The organism is Janthinobacterium tructae, assembly GCF_006517255.1.
Lineage (GTDB): Bacteria > Pseudomonadota > Gammaproteobacteria > Burkholderiales > Burkholderiaceae_D > Janthinobacterium > Janthinobacterium tructae.
Genome location: NZ_CP041185.1, coordinates 356,592 through 373,310 on the forward strand (window position 1 = coordinate 356,592; position 16,719 = coordinate 373,310).

Consider the following 16,719-nt stretch of genomic DNA (forward strand, 5'->3'; position numbering starts at 1 on the left):
ATTACTTCTGATAAATCTTGTCGAACTCGCCACCGTCGTCAAAATGTTTCTTTTGCGCCTGTTTCCAGCCGCCAAACACATCATCGATGGTAAACAGGCTGATCGGCTTGAAGCTGGCCGCGTATTTCTTCGCCACTGCCGCCGAACGGGGGCGCAGGTAGTGCTTGGCGACCAGTTCCTGTCCCGCTTCCGAGTACAGGTATTGCAGGTAGGCCGTGGCTTCCTTGCGCACGCCGCGGCGGTCGACCACCTTGTCGACGACGGCCACCGGCGACTCGGCCAGGATGGAGATGCTTGGATACACCACTTCGAAGTTGTCGCCGAATTCGGCGCGCACCAGTTGCACTTCATTTTCGAACGTCACCAGCACGTCGCCGATTTCACGCTGGGTAAACGTGGTGGTGGCGCCGCGGCCGCCGCCGTCGAGCACGGGCACGTTCTTGAACAGCTTGGTCACCAGTTCGCGCGCCTGCGCTTCGCTGCCGCCTTTTTTCACGGCATAACCCCAGGCTGCCAGATACGTGTAGCGGCCGTTGCCCGAGGTTTTCGGGTTCGGCACGATGACCTTGATGCCGGGCTTGGCCAGGTCGTCCCAATCCTTGATGTGTTTCGGGTTGCCTTTGCGCACCAGGTACACCATGGTGGAGTAGAACGGCGCCGCATTGTTCGGGAATTTCTTGGCCCAGTCGGCCACCACCAGGCCGCGATCGACGAGGATATCGATGTCATTCGCCTGGTTCATGGTCACGACGGACGCTTCCAGGCCATCGGCGACGGAGCGCGCCTGTTTGCTCGAGCCGCCGTGCGACTGCTTGATGGTGATGGTTTCGCCCGTTTTGGCTTTCCAATCAGCAATAAACGCGGGATTCACATCCTTGAACAATTCGCGCATCACGTCGTACGAAGCGTTCAGCAAGACCACGGGTTCGGCGGCGGACACGCTCATGGGCAGGCTCATGGCGGCGGCAGAAGCGGCCAGGGCGCTGGCCAGGAACCAGCGGCGCGAGCGTCGGGTGAATGTCGCTGCGGCAGTCGATACGGCGTTGGAATGGGTCATGTTGAACTCTTGTTGTGAGAATAGACAGTCATAGTCTAAAATTCCGGCCGGAAAAGAAACGAATTTTTCGTAATATGCTTAGATTCGATTCCCGTTTGCGCTAAAAAACAGATATCGATTTCTGGAAACATTCGTGGGCAAGATGCGCATCAGCACTTAGTCTGCAGCCATTGCGTCATAGGCAAAACCATCCTGTGGCGTGGCGCGAAAAAACCCGATCGCGCCGCTTGGTGTATAGTCGAATGGCGCGATACAGGGGTAAAACCGTCTGCATCGGCAACTGGAATATTTTGTGAGCGTACATGAGTCTTGAAATTCGTATTGCAACATCGACCGACGCTTTCGAGGCGTGCAACGTATTACGACGCTCCATCGTCGAATGCTGCAGCCTCGATCATCGGGGCGATCCTGCCATCCTGGAAGCCTGGCTGGGCAATAAAACACCGCAGATGGTGGCGTGCTGGTTTGCGTCGCCTACCAATTTTTCGCTGGTCGCAGTCGAGCAGGGCGCCGTCGTCGGCGTCGGCTTGCTGACGCGTGCCGGCAAGCTGGCCCTGTGCTACCTGCTGCCCGAGGCGCAAGGCAAGGGCGGCGGCAAGGCCTTGGTGGAACAACTGGAAGCGCAGGCGCGCGAGTGGGGCATCAAGGCCCTGCAATTGCACAGCACGGCCAGCAGCCAGGCCTTTTTCGTCAGGCAGGGGTATCTTGAGGCGGGCAATGTGCGTTCGCCGTATGGCGTGGAAACGATTTTCTGCTGGAAACAGATTGACCCCGCAGGGATCGCTAGCGGCGACCCCAAGCGCAAGCGCTTTTGCAACTGCAATTCGGCCTGACGGCTATCCTGCACTTCAGCCCGCCCATCCGGCGGCGGGCCTTTCCCTCACTTTGAATATTTCCCTTCAGTAACTGATCTGGATATACACGTCTTGCGGCGCGCTATCGTTTGCTGGCAGCAAGGTGCCGCCGGCAAACAGTTTCAGTTCGCCGGGCGCGAACGCCAGCCAATCTTCGTTTTGCGTCAGCGGATGCGTGGCGATGACGGCGATGCGGTCGTCCAGGTGGTTGTGCTGGCGAAAGTCGATGCTGCGCTCGCAGTCGATCAGTTGCGCCACGGAAAACGGGTATTCGCGTATCACGTAGTGCAAATGCGTGGAACAGTGGGCAAACAGCAGGTCGCCGTCCGACAGGATGAAATTGAAGCTGCCGTGCGCGGCAAGCTCACGCGCCACCTCGCCGATGGCGGCGCGCAAGGCCGCGCGCGCCGGTTCACCTGCGGGAAACTGCGTGCGCAAGCGGGCCAGCAGGTGGCAGAAGGCCTGTTCGCTGTCCGTGTCGCCGCTGGCGCGGTAGTAGGCATTGGCGGGCGGGCGCCAGGTTTTCAAGTCGCCATTGTGGGCGAAGGACCAGGTCTTGCCCCACAGTTCGCGGGCGAACGGGTGGGTGTTTTCCGGTGCGATGCGGCCATGCGTGGCCTTGCGGATGTGCGCGACGATGTTTTTCGCCTTCACGGGATGCTGCTGCACGGTGGCGGCCAGCGGTGAATCGATGGCCGCCAGGTGGTCCGTCAGCAAGGTACAGCCGCGACTGGAATGATAGGCGATGCCCCAGCCGTCGCGGTGCTCGTCCGTGCGGCCGCCCCGTTCGGCAAAACCGGCAAAGGAAAATCCCAGCGCGGCCGGCTTGCTGCTGTTCATTGCGAGTAACTGGCACATGGCGGCCCTTCCTGATGGTCTCGGTACACGCTCACAGTAAAGGCCGGGGCAGGGTGCTGGAAGGAATGTTTCCGACTATCGTTATGCGCTGGCTGTCGCATCCCTTATGCGCTGGCTGTCGCATCCCTTATGTGCTGGCTGCATATCAAATGGCGAAACCATTCGTTCTCCTTTGCTTGGCGCCGCCTTACTCTGCACACTTTGGCGTCGTCTTCCCCATGCGGGATGCCGGCGCAGCCCGATGAAGGAGCACGTATGGCATTTCCCGTCCTGAAAAATTACCTGGCCCGTTTGTCGCATCAAACCCAGGCCGGCACCAGCGTCTGGCTCGACGGGGAGGGCAGGGCGCTGGGGCGCTTTTTCAATTGCACCATGACCAGCGCCTTCCAGCCGCTGCGCGAACTGGACAGCGGCAAGCTGGTGGCGTTCGAGGGCCTGGCGCGCAGCGTGTCGAAGGCGGACGAGGGCTTGTCGCTGTGGCGTTTGCTCGATCACGCGGCCAGCGACGACGAATCCGTCGAGCTGGACCGGCTGTGCCGCATGCTGCACGCCATCAATTTCTTTCGCCAGGGCGAAGCGGAGCAGTCCGACCTGTACCTGAACGTGCATGACCGCCTGCTGAGCGCCGTCAGCAGCAATCACGGCCACGCCTTCCAGCGCATCCTCGACGCGCTGGGCTTGCCCATCGAGCGCATCGTGCTGCAATTGCCGACGGTGACGCCGAACCAGGGTTGGCTGCTCAACTACGTGGCCGACAATTACCGACGCAACGGTTTCCGCCTGGCCATCAACGTGGCCAGCGTGCAGGAGGCCACAGGCATGCTGGAGCGTCTGCACCCGCATGCGTTCAAGCTTGACGCGGGCAACCTCAGCGACGAGCAAGCCGTTGCCAGCTTCGTCACCGTGTGCCATGCGGCGAAAATCCGCGTTATTTTTAAACGCCTCGACACGCCGGCGGCGCTGGCCGCGCTGCAGCGCGTCGCTACCATCACGGGCTTGCCCATCGTGGCCCAGGGCTATTTATTGGATAAGCCGTTGACGGCGCTGGCGCAGGCAAACCGCGACGTGGCGGCCAGCGCGGCGGCCGCCCAGGGCGCCTGATGCTGAAATGAGGGCGACACGATAGGCATTGAGGGTTTTTCTTCGCAGCACAATACGCTATAGTATTCCCATCGTTAAATTGGACTGACTATGGCATCGCGCAGAAATTTTCTACATCACGGTATGGGCCTGGCCGCGCTGGGCCTGGTAGCTACTCCTCTCATCGGCTGCGCTTCGCGCACGGCCGCTCCCGCCTCGGCTTCGGCCAGCGCCAAGCCACGCGCACCGCGCACGGGCGTGCCGCCCCAGCCGACGCAACTGGCCAGCGTCGACCGTTCGATCACTTCGCAGTCGGGCCAGGCCATCACGGAAATGGAACCGCCTCCGGACATCTTCGATGCGCAGGCGCTGGACCTGGAATTCTGGCTCAAGCCGCGCACCCTGGAAGTGGTGCGCCCGGCCAGCAATGAAAAGGCGAAATTGCTGTACTGGAAAGATGGCGAAGTCATCGATTCGGCCTACCAGGAGCTGTGCCACTTGCTGCGCGACGTGAACGGCAAGAAGACGGCGCCCATCGACCCGAAACTGCTGGAAACCCTGTGGGGTACGCAAGCGTTCGTGGCCCGCTACGGCATCGAGCAGCCGCTGGAGATCCTGTCGGGCTACCGCACGGCCGAGTCGAACAGCCGCCTGCGCGAAGCGGGCGTGCCGGCCGCGCGCCAGTCGCTGCACATCTCGGGCCGCGCCGCCGACATCCGCGTGGCGAATCTGAACGCGGAAGTGCTCGGTTCGCTGGTGCGCAGCTTCAAGCAGGGCGGCGTGGGCTTCTATTACCGCTCCGGTCCGCGTGGCGGCTGGATTCATGCGGATACGGGATTGCAGCGCGTCTGGAAGGGCTAAATGCCCACGCCGGGCCGGCGCCATATCAACGCCGCGGTAGGGTAGTGGATGAGGCACGTTGACTTCGGTCTTTGCCGATTTGAGCGCCGGCGCGTCAAAAAGTGCCATCCTTTTCCAGACCATGAAACTCTCCAGCCATAACATCGAACTGTTCCTGGCCGTCGTCGACGGCGGTTCGTTTTCGTCAGCCGCGCGTGCCTTGCGGCGGGCGCCGTCCGCCGTCAGCATGGCGATGGCCAACATCGAGGCGGAACTGGGCATCGCCCTGTTTGACCGGGGTGCGCGCGAAGCCGTGCCCACGCCGGCCGCGCTGGCGCTGCTGCCGCATGCGCGCCTGATCGCTGAACAGCTGAAACAGTTGCACTTGCACGTGCAGGAATTGTCGCAGGGTCTGGAAAGCCGCATTTCGCTGGGCATCGCGGCCGAGCTCGACCATACGCCTTTTCTGGCCGCCGTGCGCGCGCTGTCGCAGCGCCATCCGCTGCTCGACATCGAGGTGCTGACAGCGCCGCAGGACGATGTGCTCGACATGCTGCACCGGGGCCGCATCAGTGCCTGCATGGCCTTCGCTGGCGGGCGCATCAATCACGAGGAACAGTTCCAGCTGGTGGGCAGTGACGCCTTGCTGGCGATTATCTCCACCCAGCATCCGCCCGACGTGGCGGGCCGGCCCCTGTATATCGAGGAATTGGTGAATTTGCGCCAGATCATCGTGGCCAGCCGCGAACTCGACCTGGCCGATGCGCGCCCCGTGGTGGGCTTGTCTTACTGGCGCACGGACAGCTTGCCGATGGCGCTGGCGATGGTGGAGGCGGGACTGGGGTGGGGCAATTTTGCCGCCTCGGCCATCGCCCATTCCCTGGCGGCGGGGCGGGTGCGCCGCGTGGCGTTCAAGAATACGGGCAATGGCCTGGTCGTGCCCATCCACCTGGTGTGGATGAGGGACCGGCCGCTGGGCATGGCGGCGCGGTCCTTTCTTCAGTTGCTCAACGACGCAGCCTGAACGTTGCCGGGCTCTTCCTTGGGCTGCTGCGCCGACAGCGGCACGCCGAACAGGCCGTCGAAGAAGTAGTTGAAGATGAAGCTGTAGCACGGGATGATCAGCATCAGCGCGAAGTCCAGCACGAAGGCTTGCCACAGGCTGATGTTGAGCCACCAGGCGATCAGCGGGATCAGGTAAATCACCAGCGTGATCTGGAAGCCGATCGCGTGCAGGATGCGGCGCCAGACGGTGCGCGTGCGCGACACCTGGCGGATTTCCCAGTATTCGAAGGCCGTGTTGTAGAGCAGGTTCCAGATCACGGCGATGGTCGTGATCATGATCGCCAGCGGGCCCGTGCTGGTGGGCGACTCGCCCGAAAGCAGGGTCAGCCAGGCCGTGGAAATGGCCATGCCGATGATTTCAAAGGCGGTGATGTAGACGATTTTGCGTTTGATGCCTTGCATGTAAAGCCTGTAAAGAAGAGATGGCGCGTATTTTAAGTCAGGTATGCTGATGTTAAAAGTTGATAGCTGTCAGTTTTTCTGATGAATGCGCGCCAGCAATACCATGCTGGCCATGAACGGTGGATAATGGCGGCTGGTGGGCAACCGCTCCCGCGCATCACCGCAGAACATCACCGCAGAAAAGGTCAACGAGCATGCAAGGCGCAGCAGACAGCAACATCCCCGACATTCCCGACACGGCGGCCAGCCCGGACGAGCGTCCCCGTTTTCGCCCCGTTCCGTGGCAGCACCTGGAAACGCCGTATGATGTGGAAGTATGGATCGAGGAGCATAACCGCAGCATGCAGGACAATATCCGCGCCACGGAAACGGGCGTGGGCATCTGCTTTACCCTCGCCGAAGGGGGCGATATCTATATGCAGACCAGCGCCGACGGCGCCGTCATACTCGACGTGACGCCGGACGCGGCCTGGGTCGCGCCCCTCATCAGTGCTGCGACGGGCTGCGAGGCGCCGGATTCGTCACTGTGGATCTTGCCTGACGACAAGCTGATCCAGCTGATCGTGGGGCTATCGAGCCTGGTGGCCAGCACCTTGCTGGTGGTGGGCCATGATTTCGGCTTGCGCCGGCGCAGTATGGGCCGCTGAGGGGGCTTGTGGCAGAAACGCTATCTGCGGCAGGCAGCGCTCGACACTGCGCGTGGTGCATGCTAGTCTCGCTACTGCACCTGCCTGTTTGCTTGGGCGGCGGTGCAAAGGACAGCCATGGACACACCACCGCAAGCGGTACCTGCTCCGGATTCCTCCCCGCGCTGCCACGACGGCGTGCCGCAGCATGCCGCGCCCCTGCTCGACGATGGCGTTTTCAGCCCGGAACGGGTGAAGGCTGAGCGCGAACAAGCGTATTTCAACGATTTATACCTGCTGGCGCCCGTCGCTTATTTCGTGCTGGGTCTCGATGGCGTCATCGTGCAGATGAACCTGGTGGCGGCCGAATTGCTCGGCCTGCCGCGGGAACGGCCCGGCCACGTGCTGTTCCGTTCCTATATCCACGAGGCGTTCCGTCACGATTACGAGCAGTTCGTGCAGCGCGTGCTCAATAGCAGCGAGCCCGAGCGCATCCAGCTGCCGTTGCGGTCCCGTCCCGGCGCGCGCGCGGCCGGCTTGCCCGTCAGCCTGCTGGGCAGCGCCGATCCGAACGGCCAGGCGCTGCGCCTGGTGCTGGAGCAGGCCGAGGGCAAGCTGGCGGCGCTTGAGCGCAGCGAAGAGCGCTTCCGGCGCATCGTGCACAGTGCCGAGGAGGGCATCTGGGAAATCGATGCGCAGGCGCTGACCAGCTTTGTCAATCCGAAGATGGCGCACATGCTGAGCTGCCAGATCGAGGAGATGCTGGGCCAGCCGCTGGCGGCCTTCATGGATGACGAGGGACGCGCCATCCTGGAGCGCAACATTGCGCGGCGCCAGGATGGCATTGCTGAACGCCATGAGTTCAAGTTCCTGCGGCGTGACGGCAGCACCTTGTGGGCAACCCTGGCCACTAACCCTATCTTCGACTCCGGCGGCACCTACTTGGGTGCGCTGGCGCTGGTCAGCGACATCACGGCGCAGCGCGCGGCGTCCGAGCGCATCTGGCGGCAAGCCAATTTCGATCAGTTGACGGGCTTGCCGAACCGCCACATGTTTCTCGACCGGCTGCAGCACGAGGCGTGCCATGCCGGGCGCGAAGGCGCTTGCCTGGCCCTGCTGTTCATTGACCTCGACCACTTCAAGCAGGTGAATGACCGCCTGGGCCACGAGAAGGGCGACATGCTGCTGCGCCAGGCGGCACGGCGCATCAGCGAACGCGTGCGCGCCACCGATACGGTAGCGCGCCTGGGCGGCGATGAATTCACCGTCATCCTGGCCGGCGTGAGGCAGCTGGGCGGCATCGAGCGCGTGCTGCAGGAGTTGACGGGCGCGCTGGCTCTGCCTTTCTTGCTCGACGGCGATACGGCGCACGTGTCGGCCAGCGTGGGCGTGGCGCTGTATCCGGCTGACGGCGAGGCGCCGGACAGCTTGCTGCGGCATGCCGACCAGGCGATGTATGCGGCCAAGAGCGCGGGGCGCAACGGCTACAGCTATTTCACGCCGGCCGTGCAGCAGGCCGCCGAAGTGCGCCGCAACACGGTGCGCGAGATGCGCCTGGCGCTGGCGCAGGACCAGTTCGAAGTGCATTACCAGCCCATCATCCGCCTGTGCGATGGCGTCGTCGAGCGGGCCGAGGCGCTGCTGCGCTGGCGCCATCCGCTGCGCGGCCTGCTGCTGCCCGCCGATTTCATCGCCTTTGCCGAGGCGAACGGTCTGATCATCGATATCGGCGAGTGGGTGTTTCGCCAGGTGGTGCGCCAGGCACGGCAGTGGCAAGACGAGCATGGCGCCGCGTTCCAGATCAGCATCAACAAGTCGGCCGTGGAATTTCGTTGCGACGCCGCGCTGTACCAGGACTGGGGCGGGCACCTGGCGCGCCAGGGCCTGGCGCCGGGCGCCATCGTCATCGAAACAAGGGAAGCGGTGCTGCTCGACGAGGCGTGCCAGGTGGTCGACCGGCTGCGCCAGTTCCGTGCCATGGGCCTGGCGCTGGCGCTCGACGATTTCGGCAGCGGCCAGGTATCGCTCGCGTGCCTGAAAACGGCCGATATCGACATGCTCAAGATCGGCCGTTCCCTGGTCGCCGAGTTGGGGCGTGACGATGCCGGATTGGGCCTGTGCGAGGCGCTCATTGCGCTGGCGCAGCGGCTGGGGCTGAAAGTCGTGGCCGAAGGCGTGGAAACGGCGTCGCAGCGCGATTTGCTGCGCGCCGCCGGCTGCGATTATGCGCAGGGATATTTCTTTTCCCGCGCGTTACCGGCGGGACAGTTCGCGGCCCTCTTGACCGCTCAGCCCGCTGCTTGAGCGGTGGCTTGCAGCGGCGTATCGCCGGCCATCAGCTCGTCGACGGCACCCAGGGTAGCGTCCGTGCTGACCGCTTCCAGGGTCAGGCCGGGCGCCACGATGACGCGGTAGTGGCGGCTGGCGGGATAAAACCAGCGGTAGTTGTCGGTGCGGATATAGTAGCCGACGATTTTCTTGTCGTACACGGACGCCAGGTGGATCACCGAGGTGTCGGGCGAGAGCACCAGTTCGCAGCGCCGTATCAGGGCCGCCAGCTCCAGGATGTGGCCGGTGGGCGGCGCGGCCATCACGTTGGCATGGCCGGCGCCGTGCACGATTTCGGCCGCGCGCGCCTCCGTGCCCGGTGCGGCGATCACCAGCAGCGCATGGCGCGGGTAGCGCGCCGCCAGAGCCGCGCAGCAGTGCTGGGCATCGGCCACGCTGACCGTGCGTTGCGCATTGCTGCCCTGGAAATTGAGGCAAAACAAGCCTTCATGGGTCTGCAGCAGGGTGTCGCAGGCGGTGTCGACCTGTGCCGCGTGCGCGTCCACGCCGAACAGTTCGTAGCACATGTCGATATCGCGCAAGCCAAATTGCCCGAACGCGGCGAAGAAACTATGCAGGATGTGGCGGCTGCGGTCGCACGGCACCGTGTAGTCGAACATGCCCAGTTTGGCCGTCGAGCTGCCGTACTTGGGAATGGCGAAGCCCGTCAGATAGCGCGCGCCCAGCCATTTGATGCGTAACAGCAAGGGAATCGAGAAACGGTTGTACGGATTGAAGATGACGTCATAGCGGCGCCGGCGCAGGTCGGCGATGGTGGTGCGCAAGTCGCGCAGCAGCGGCTGCTTGTCCCAGATGATGATTTCGTTGACATGCGGATTGTCGGCGAGCACGGCGCGGTTGGCGCTGCTGGCGGCCACGTCGATTTGCCAGTGCGGGTAGTTTTTCTTCAGTTCGCGCAGCAATGGCGTGGTGACGATCATGTCGCCGATCTTGTCGTTGCGCAAGATTAATACCTTGCGCACCTTGGCGATATCGAGGGGCTGCTTGTCGGATTTGCCCAGCAGGGCGTAACTGATCAGCCGGGCGGCGGTTTTTATCAAGGGGACTCCGGATGTGGATGACAGGTGCTGGCGCTCCAAACAACATGCCGGCACGCAAGCAGCATCTTACGGATTTCCACCGCCCGAAGCTAGGGGAGATGATGAATTGGCCAGGCCCTGCGCCAGCGCAGGGCGTCCGCGATCAGCGCAAACCCAGCAGGGCGACCACTCGTTCGCGGCTGATGCCGACCAATGCCGAGCTGATCGCCAGCAGCGATTCATAGCCGGGCTGGCTGGCCTTTTGCGTGAAATTTTCCGCCAGGGTATCCATGCTGACGCTGGCCTGCACCGGCTGCGCCTTGGCCACGCGTCCCGTCGCTTGCGCCAGCGCCAGGCTGACGGAGCTGCGCGCCGCCTGCAACTGTGCCAGCGCCTGCACCACTTTCTGCAAGGTGGCGCGCAAGGCTTCCACGTCGTCGGTATGCCATTCTTCCGGGGCGATAGCGGCCGGTTCCGCATCCGTGCGCACGCGGCTCATCTGGCCGGTCGGGTAGCGGATGCCGCTGCCGCGCACGGACAGGCTGTCGCGCACGTTGGCCCAGGCCGCTTCCGACGTGCTGAATACCAGCTCGCCATTCTCGCCCAGCTTGACGCCGATGCCTGACGGCATGAGTGCGCGGTCGAAGCGGGACACGATTTCGCTCTCGCTCAGGCCCGGTTCGATATTCACCGAGCGCAAGGCCTGGTTCGCGCCGCCGACGGAAAACGCCAGCACTTCCTGCGGACCTTCCTTCAGGCTGGCCATGGTCAGGCCGCGGATACTGAACTGCTGCTGTGCCGACTGCGGGCTGGTATAGCCGAGCTGCGCGTCGAGCGAGCCGGCCGAGGCGCTGGCGCGCTGGCGCCAGGTATTGCCGAACTGGCGCACGCGCGCTTCCACTTGCCCCTCACGGCCCTGGCGCGCGGCCAGTTTGGCCGCCAGCTCGCTTTTCAGCGCCTGCAGCTGGCTGCTGCTGCGTTCCAGGTAATCGAGCGTTTGCTGCGCGTTGGAAATTTCTCCCTGCAGCTGGTGATCCCAGTTGTTCAGGCCGTGCTTCAGGCTTGCCGTCGAACTCCTCGCCGCCGGCGCCTCGCTGCGCGTGCTGGTGCTGCCATTGATGGTAGCGGACGCGTCATCGACGACGCGGGCTGTGCCGGCGCCTTTGGCATTGACGCCGGAAGAGGAGGAGGTCTGAACGATTTGCATGATGGTCAGAGAAGATCGAACAGGGAAATGGTACCCACCTTGGCATAGGCTTTGTACGTGGCCTGCAGCGCCGTCTGGTAGCCGTTCAGGTCAATGGCTGCCGCGCCCATGTCGGTCTTCTTCAGATCTGACAAGGCCATGTCGTTCGACAGCGAGACGTTGCTCAGATTGCCGGACAGCGTGGAGAGGATGTTTTGCGCGCCGCCGAAGATGGCGATTTTGCCTGAAAGCAATTCCATGCCATCATCGGTGCCATCGAGCGCGGCGACGACCGCGCCGCGTACGGCCGGATCGCTGGTGCTGAGGCCGGGCTTGCCCAGGGTGTCGATGACCTGGTCGATCTTGTTCAGCCATACTTGCAGCTTGTCCACATCAACGTTGGCCGTCTGCGTCACGCCATTGCCCACCACCACGGTCTGCGTGTCGGTATTGCCGATGTAGGTGTAGCGCGAACCGGCAGTTGCCAGCGGATCGAATTTGATTGCGGGCTGGTCTGTAGCGGTGCCGGAAAACATGTAGCGGCCTTCCTGGTCCTTCAGGTTGGCCGTGTACAGTACACTGTCGCGCATGGCGATCAGCGATTGCGTCATCGCCTTCAGGTCGTCCGGCGCATTGCTTCCGTCCGCGGCCCATACCAGCAGGTCGCGCGCCTGGCCCATGTCGGTGACCATGCTAGACAGGTAGTTTTCGTTTTTCAGCAGGCGCACTTTCACCGTCGCGATATTGTCCTGGTACTGGGTCACCATGGCTTGCTCGCGCGTCAGGCGCGAAATGCGCACATTGCCGATCGGATCGTCCGATGGCAGCTGGATGCGCAAGCCCGAGGACATCTGCTGGGTCAGGTAATTGATGCGTTCCTGATTTTGCTGAAGAGAAATATTAATCAGCGTTTGGTACTGGCTGCTGGCGACACGCATGCTCTTCTCCTTAACCCATCATTTGCAAAGTGGCATCAAACAAGGTATTCGCCACGGAAATGACTTTCATGTTTGCCTGGTACATATTCTGGAATTCGACCAGGTTCATCGCTTCCTCGTCCTTGTTCACGCCGCTGGTGGATTTCCAGTCGTCGACGGCTTGCGCGCGCACGGTATTGGATGTCTTCAGCAGGGCCTGGTTCTGCTGACTGTAGATGCCCAGCTTGCCGACCAGCTGGGTGTCGGCATCGCTCATCAGGACATTCCCCACCCAGCTGACGCTGATCGGTTGATTCTTGATGTCGATTAATTTCTGCAAGTTGCCGCTATCGCCAGCGGCGCCCGTCAGCGACAGGGCCAGGTCCTTCGCGTTGAAGCCGGGAGTAATGCCCAGCTTGCCATTTGCGTAGACCAGCAGGGCGGTGCCGTTATTGCCGGGAGGCGGGGCCATGGTCGTGCCCAGGGCCAGCTGCGTGTTGACCTTGCTGGTTAGCTGGGTGGCCATGTCTTGCAGCGACTGCTGCAGCGGTTTCAGGGTATTTTGTTCGAAGTCGCCCAGGCCGCCCATCTGGCCGCCGATGGCGACCGGATCGAGGTTGTACGACGATTTGGCGAAATCGAGGGTCAGGGTTTGGTCGCCCGTGCTCGTCATGTTGCTGCTGAGGGTAGCGGCCAGGCTGCCGATGACCAGCGGCTGGCCCGATTTCAGTGCGATATTGCGCGAGCCGTCCGGCTGGTCAAGCACGTCGATGCCCATTTGCGCGGCCAGGCCATCGATCAGCTGGTCGCGCGCATCCATCAGCGATGACACATTCGTGCCCGAGGCGGCGGAGGTGCTGATGCGCTGGTTCAGCACGGCGATGTTGGCCAGGGTGGTATTGGCTTGCGGCACGATCGCCGACCGTTGCTGCTGCACCGACAGCAGCTGGTTGCCCATGACGGTGCTGATGCTGTTGAAGCGTTGCGCCATGGCGTCGGCGGAGGTGACGATCTGCTGGCGCAGCGGCGTCGACGTCGGGTCGACGGCGGCCGCGTTCAGGGACTTGAAGAAACCGTCGATACCGTTGCTGATGCTGGAGGCGTCGTCACCCATCACGCGCTCGAGCTGCGTCAGGTAAGGCTGGGTCTGCGCACGGGCGCCCTGGTCGGACGCGGCGCGCCACATTTGCTGGCTTTTATAAGCATCGGCAAAGCGCAGCAGGGCCGACACTTCCACGCCATTGCCGGCCGAGCGCACGCCCACGCCGGCGCCAAGCGAGGACAGCAGCACGCCCTGGCGGGTATAGCCCGCCGTTTGCAGGTTGGCGATGTTCTGGCTGGCCGCATTCAGTGCGGCCTGGGCGGCGATGCTGCCTGACAATGCATTGCTGATGATGCTCATTGGGCAATTTTCTTTCGTGAAGAGTGTGGCGCGTGCGGGTGGGCAGGCAGTGAATCGTTATTACCTTGTACAGGCGACGTTTCAGACAGATTTATTAAGCGGCGCTGCAATATTGTCGGTCTTGACAGTGCTTTTGGCCGAAACGGGGGCGCTGGCCGCCGGCAGCAGCTGGCGCAGGATGGCGTCGGCGATGCCGAAGGCACGCTGGCCGGCCATCTTGTCGGCCACCAGGTTGTCGGCCATTTCCAGCATGTCGCTGTTGATGGGGTCCTTGAAGACGCTGTCCTCGCCCGCCATCTCGCGCGTGCCCGAACGCATCTGGCGCAGCATGTGCGAGATGAAGAATGCTTCGAACTTGACGGCCGCCTCGGTGGCCTTGGCCGCATAGCGGGGATCGGCCGGCGTGGCCGCGGCGGGGGTTTTGTCATCGAGCGCCGAGGGCAGGGCGCTGCCGCTGTCGTTAATATTGATCATCAAATTACCACCAGTTCGCCTTCGATGGCCCCGGCCTGGTCAAGGGCTTGCAAGATTGCCATGATGTCATCGGGTGAGGCGCCCAGGCTGTTGACCACGTCGATGATCGATTGCAGCTTGGCACCGGCCGGCCATTTGAACATATTGCCATTGCCCTGGTCGACGGAGACCTTCGACTGCGGCGTGACGGTGGTCTGGCCGCGGCCGAACGGTGCCGGCTGGCTGACGTTGGAACTTTCGGAAATGACCACTTTCAGCGAGCCGTGCGTGACGGCGGCCGCCTTCACGCGCAAGCCTTCTGCGATGACCACGGTGCCGGTGCGCGAATTGAAGACCACTTTCGGCGTGTCGACGCCCACATCGACGGTCAGCGCTTCCAGTTTGGCCATGAACGCCACGCGCTGGGTCGGGTTTTCCGGCGCCAGCACGTCCACACTGGTGCCGTCGCGCGTGGTGGCGACGGCGCCGAAGCGGCGGTTCACGGCTTCGACGATATTGATGGCGGTCTCGAAATGCGGGTGGCGCAAATTCAGGGTGACGGAAGGCTTGGTGGAAAAATCGCTGAGAATCTCGCGCTCGATGTTGGCGCCGTTGGGAATGCGGCCCGAGGTGGGCGTGTTGACGGTGACGGACGAGCCGCTCTTGCCGGTGGCGTTCAAGCCGCCAACGACCACGTTGCCTTGCGCCAGCGCATACGTTTCATTGTCGGCCGCGCGCAGTTGCGTCAGCAGCAAGGTGCCGCCGCGCAAGCTTTTCGCATCGCCCAGCGAGGAGACGGTGACGTCGATGGCCTGGCCACGGCGGTATCCTGGAGGAAATACGGCGCTGACCATGACGGTGGCGACGTTCTTGCTTTTCGCTTCGGCGCCGTCCGGCATCTTCACGCCGAACTGCTTGAGCATGTTGACCACGGACTGGCTGGAGAACTTCACCTGGGTGGTGTCGCCGCTGCCGTTCAGGCCGACGACGAGGCCGTAGCCGATCAGCGGGTTGTCGCGCACGCCCTCGATGCTGACCAGGTTGCGCAGCACTTGCGCGGCGCTGGCGGGCAGGGCAAGGCCGGAGAGCACGGCCAGCATGGCTGCCAGGGGCAGGGCGGAACGAAATTTCATGAGCTTACCTTAAAACGGCATCCATGGGCCGACGAAGAAGCGCGTCAGCCAGCCCGGTGTATTGGCTTCGGCCAGGGTGCCCTGGCCGGAATAGGCGATCTGTGCATTGGCGATGCGCAAGGACGATACCTGGTTGTTCGAATCGATGTCGGCCGCGCGCAGGTAGCCGCGCAGGCGCACGAATTCCTCGCCCTGGTTCAGGGTCAGCGTTTTCTCGCCCTGCACGCGCAGCAAGCCGTTCGGCAGCACTTCCTGCACGATCACGGTGATGGCGCCGGACAAGGCATTTTGCTGCGTGCTGGTCGAGTCGCCGGCGAAGTTGCGGTCGGCCGACAGGTCGATGCCCGTCTTCGGCAAGGTCTTGCCGAGGAGGTTGGCCGCCTTCACGCCGACGGACGAGCCCTTGTTGAACGAGGTGCCGGCCTTCTTGCTGGCCTGCGTGGTTTCCTGCAGGGCTACCGTGACGACGTCGCCGACGCGGAAGGCGCGGCTGTCCGAGATCAGGTCCAGGCCCGCATCGGGATTGAACACGCCGCCGCCCACGCCGCCGCGCGCCACGCTGCGCGGCGCCACGGGCAGCGGCGTATCGGAAAAGCTGGGGGCCACCGGCGCGGCTGGCTGGCTGGCGCAACCGGCCATCAACACCAGCAGCAGGGCCGCCGTGGCTTTCATGGCGACTGTCATCAGCGTGCCGCTTGCGCCAGGTATTGCAGCATATTGTCGGCGGCCGACAGCACCTTGGTGTTCATTTCATAGGTGCGCTGGGCCGCGATCATGTCGACCATCTCTTCGACCACCTGCACGTTCGAGCCTTCCAGCGCAAACTGCTTCAGCTTGCCCAGTGCGCCTTCGCCGGGACGGCCTTCCGTCGGCGTGCCGCTCGATGCCGTTTCCTGGAACAGGTTTTCACCGAGTGCCAGCAAGCCCGTCGGATTGATGAAGCTGGAGAGGTTCAGCTGGCCCAGCTGGGTGCCGTTGACATTGCCCGGCACGGTGGCCGTGACCATGCCGTTTTCGCCGATGGTGATCGCCGTGGCATTGTTCGGCACGGTGATCTGCGGCACCAGCGGCAAGCCCTGGGCGTTGACCATCACGCCGTTTTCATTGATGCCCAGCTGGCCAGCGCGCGTGTAGGCCGCTTCGCCGTTCGGGCGCAGTACTTGCAAAAAGCCGTTGCCGGTGATGGCGACGTCAAATTCGCGGCTGGTCGTTTGCAGGCTGCCGGTGGTAAACACCTTTTGCGTGCCCACCATATGGGTACCGTTACCCAGCTGTACGCCCGATGGCGAAAGGGTATTGTCGGCGCGCTGCGTGCCTGGCTGCTGCTCGACCTGATAAAACAGGTCTTCGAAGACGACGCGGTCGCGCTTGAAGCCGACCGTGTTGACGTTGGCCAGGTTATTCGCGATGGCTTGCAGTTTTGCATCTTGCGCCTGCACGCCGGTCTTGCTGATCCACATTGCTGGATTCATGGTTTG

General features: G+C 63.1%; 17 protein-coding genes. 6 read left to right on the forward strand and 11 right to left on the reverse strand.

The features are described from left to right. Position 1: 1 nt before the first annotated feature. Positions 2 to 1,057: a sulfate ABC transporter substrate-binding protein gene (locus FJQ89_RS01575; RefSeq protein WP_141168765.1), complete on the reverse strand. Its 1,056-nt coding sequence runs from the start codon at positions 1,055 to 1,057 to the stop codon at positions 2 to 4. 302 nt (positions 1,058 to 1,359) lie between these two features. Between FJQ89_RS01575 and FJQ89_RS01580 the strand changes: the two genes are divergently transcribed. After that, the gene (locus FJQ89_RS01580) at positions 1,360 to 1,890 is read left to right on the forward strand and encodes a GNAT family N-acetyltransferase (protein WP_141168766.1); all 531 of its coding nucleotides are present in this window, start codon (positions 1,360 to 1,362) and stop codon (positions 1,888 to 1,890) included. Between the two features lie 66 nt (positions 1,891 to 1,956). On the opposite strand, the gene FJQ89_RS01585 is transcribed toward FJQ89_RS01580, so the two are convergent. Further along, a complete protein-coding gene (locus FJQ89_RS01585) occupies positions 1,957 to 2,769 on the reverse strand; it encodes a class II glutamine amidotransferase (protein ID WP_141168767.1) in 813 nt (270 codons plus the stop codon). Between the two features lie 255 nt (positions 2,770 to 3,024). Here FJQ89_RS01585 and FJQ89_RS01590 point away from each other — a divergent pair, with 255 nt between their 5' ends. From FJQ89_RS01590 to FJQ89_RS01600, 3 genes are all read left to right on the forward strand, one after another. Then, on the forward strand, positions 3,025 to 3,870 hold the full coding sequence (locus FJQ89_RS01590; RefSeq protein ID WP_141168768.1) for an EAL domain-containing protein: 846 nt from the start codon (positions 3,025 to 3,027) through the stop codon (positions 3,868 to 3,870). Between the two features lie 90 nt (positions 3,871 to 3,960). Further along, on the forward strand, positions 3,961 to 4,710 hold the full coding sequence (locus tag FJQ89_RS01595; protein ID WP_423245183.1) for a YcbK family protein: 750 nt from the start codon (positions 3,961 to 3,963) through the stop codon (positions 4,708 to 4,710). A gap of 121 nt (positions 4,711 to 4,831) precedes the next feature. After that, on the forward strand, positions 4,832 to 5,713 hold the full coding sequence (locus FJQ89_RS01600) for a LysR family transcriptional regulator (RefSeq protein ID WP_141168769.1): 882 nt from the start codon (positions 4,832 to 4,834) through the stop codon (positions 5,711 to 5,713). Here the strand turns inward: FJQ89_RS01600 and FJQ89_RS01605 are convergent. Next, positions 5,689 to 6,156: a PACE efflux transporter gene (locus tag FJQ89_RS01605; protein WP_141168770.1), complete on the reverse strand. Its 468-nt coding sequence runs from the start codon at positions 6,154 to 6,156 to the stop codon at positions 5,689 to 5,691. The genes FJQ89_RS01600 and FJQ89_RS01605 overlap by 25 nt on opposite strands. Positions 6,157 to 6,350: 194 nt before the next feature. On the opposite strand from FJQ89_RS01605, the gene FJQ89_RS01610 reads away from it, so the two are divergent. Continuing rightward, complete coding sequence (locus FJQ89_RS01610; RefSeq protein ID WP_141168771.1) at positions 6,351 to 6,803, forward strand: hypothetical protein; 453 nt, start codon at positions 6,351 to 6,353, stop codon at positions 6,801 to 6,803. A 117-nt stretch (positions 6,804 to 6,920) separates the two neighbouring features. After that, positions 6,921 to 9,086: a putative bifunctional diguanylate cyclase/phosphodiesterase gene (locus FJQ89_RS01615; RefSeq protein ID WP_243136349.1), complete on the forward strand. Its 2,166-nt coding sequence runs from the start codon at positions 6,921 to 6,923 to the stop codon at positions 9,084 to 9,086. On the opposite strand, the gene FJQ89_RS01620 is transcribed toward FJQ89_RS01615, so the two are convergent. The 8 genes from FJQ89_RS01620 to flgG all read right to left on the reverse strand — a co-directional run bounded on the left by FJQ89_RS01620 (position 9,071) and on the right by flgG (position 16,713). Continuing rightward, complete coding sequence (locus FJQ89_RS01620) at positions 9,071 to 10,171, reverse strand: glycosyltransferase family 9 protein (RefSeq protein WP_141168772.1); 1,101 nt, start codon at positions 10,169 to 10,171, stop codon at positions 9,071 to 9,073. The genes FJQ89_RS01615 and FJQ89_RS01620 overlap by 16 nt on opposite strands. Positions 10,172 to 10,313: 142 nt before the next feature. Further along, the gene (locus FJQ89_RS01625; RefSeq protein WP_243136350.1) at positions 10,314 to 11,357 is read right to left on the reverse strand and encodes a hypothetical protein; all 1,044 of its coding nucleotides are present in this window, start codon (positions 11,355 to 11,357) and stop codon (positions 10,314 to 10,316) included. Positions 11,358 to 11,362: 5 nt separating this feature from the next. After that, positions 11,363 to 12,274, reverse strand: a complete 912-nt coding sequence (gene flgL / locus FJQ89_RS01630; RefSeq protein WP_141168773.1) for a flagellar hook-associated protein FlgL — start codon at positions 12,272 to 12,274, stop codon at positions 11,363 to 11,365. A gap of 10 nt (positions 12,275 to 12,284) precedes the next feature. Continuing rightward, positions 12,285 to 13,655 carry a flagellar hook-associated protein FlgK gene (gene flgK / locus FJQ89_RS01635; RefSeq protein WP_141168774.1) on the reverse strand — a complete coding sequence of 457 codons (1,371 nt, stop codon included), beginning with the start codon at positions 13,653 to 13,655 and terminating at the stop codon, positions 12,285 to 12,287. An 81-nt stretch (positions 13,656 to 13,736) separates the two neighbouring features. Next, complete coding sequence (locus FJQ89_RS01640; protein ID WP_423245184.1) at positions 13,737 to 14,129, reverse strand: flagellar biosynthesis protein FlgJ; 393 nt, start codon at positions 14,127 to 14,129, stop codon at positions 13,737 to 13,739. Then, positions 14,129 to 15,241: a flagellar basal body P-ring protein FlgI gene (locus FJQ89_RS01645; protein ID WP_141168775.1), complete on the reverse strand. Its 1,113-nt coding sequence runs from the start codon at positions 15,239 to 15,241 to the stop codon at positions 14,129 to 14,131. The genes FJQ89_RS01640 and FJQ89_RS01645 overlap by 1 nt, the downstream gene beginning before the upstream one ends. Positions 15,242 to 15,250: 9 nt before the next feature. Continuing rightward, complete coding sequence (gene flgH, locus FJQ89_RS01650; protein WP_243136352.1) at positions 15,251 to 15,925, reverse strand: flagellar basal body L-ring protein FlgH; 675 nt, start codon at positions 15,923 to 15,925, stop codon at positions 15,251 to 15,253. Continuing rightward, positions 15,925 to 16,713, reverse strand: coding sequence for a flagellar basal-body rod protein FlgG (gene flgG, locus FJQ89_RS01655; protein WP_167389655.1), 789 nt, complete (start codon positions 16,711 to 16,713; stop codon positions 15,925 to 15,927). The genes flgH and flgG overlap by 1 nt, the downstream gene beginning before the upstream one ends. Between the last annotated feature and the right edge of the window lie 6 nt (positions 16,714 to 16,719).

Coding starts and splice junctions, on each gene's coding strand:
- FJQ89_RS01575 (WP_141168765.1), bottom strand. CDS start 1,057: ATGACCCATTCCAACGCCGTATCGACTGCCGCAGCGACATTCACCCGA.
- FJQ89_RS01580 (WP_141168766.1), top strand. CDS start 1,360: ATGAGTCTTGAAATTCGTATTGCAACATCGACCGACGCTTTCGAGGCG.
- FJQ89_RS01585 (WP_141168767.1), bottom strand. CDS start 2,769: ATGTGCCAGTTACTCGCAATGAACAGCAGCAAGCCGGCCGCGCTGGGA.
- FJQ89_RS01590 (WP_141168768.1), top strand. CDS start 3,025: ATGGCATTTCCCGTCCTGAAAAATTACCTGGCCCGTTTGTCGCATCAA.
- FJQ89_RS01595 (WP_423245183.1), top strand. CDS start 3,961: ATGGCATCGCGCAGAAATTTTCTACATCACGGTATGGGCCTGGCCGCG.
- FJQ89_RS01600 (WP_141168769.1), top strand. CDS start 4,832: ATGAAACTCTCCAGCCATAACATCGAACTGTTCCTGGCCGTCGTCGAC.
- FJQ89_RS01605 (WP_141168770.1), bottom strand. CDS start 6,156: ATGCAAGGCATCAAACGCAAAATCGTCTACATCACCGCCTTTGAAATC.
- FJQ89_RS01610 (WP_141168771.1), top strand. CDS start 6,351: ATGCAAGGCGCAGCAGACAGCAACATCCCCGACATTCCCGACACGGCG.
- FJQ89_RS01615 (WP_243136349.1), top strand. CDS start 6,921: ATGGACACACCACCGCAAGCGGTACCTGCTCCGGATTCCTCCCCGCGC.
- FJQ89_RS01625 (WP_243136350.1), bottom strand. CDS start 11,357: ATGCAAATCGTTCAGACCTCCTCCTCTTCCGGCGTCAATGCCAAAGGC.
- flgL (WP_141168773.1), bottom strand. CDS start 12,274: ATGCGTGTCGCCAGCAGCCAGTACCAAACGCTGATTAATATTTCTCTT.
- flgK (WP_141168774.1), bottom strand. CDS start 13,655: ATGAGCATCATCAGCAATGCATTGTCAGGCAGCATCGCCGCCCAGGCC.
- FJQ89_RS01640 (WP_423245184.1), bottom strand. CDS start 14,129: ATGATCAATATTAACGACAGCGGCAGCGCCCTGCCCTCGGCGCTCGAT.
- FJQ89_RS01645 (WP_141168775.1), bottom strand. CDS start 15,241: ATGAAATTTCGTTCCGCCCTGCCCCTGGCAGCCATGCTGGCCGTGCTC.
- flgH (WP_243136352.1), bottom strand. CDS start 15,925: ATGACAGTCGCCATGAAAGCCACGGCGGCCCTGCTGCTGGTGTTGATG.
- flgG (WP_167389655.1), bottom strand. CDS start 16,713: ATGAATCCAGCAATGTGGATCAGCAAGACCGGCGTGCAGGCGCAAGAT.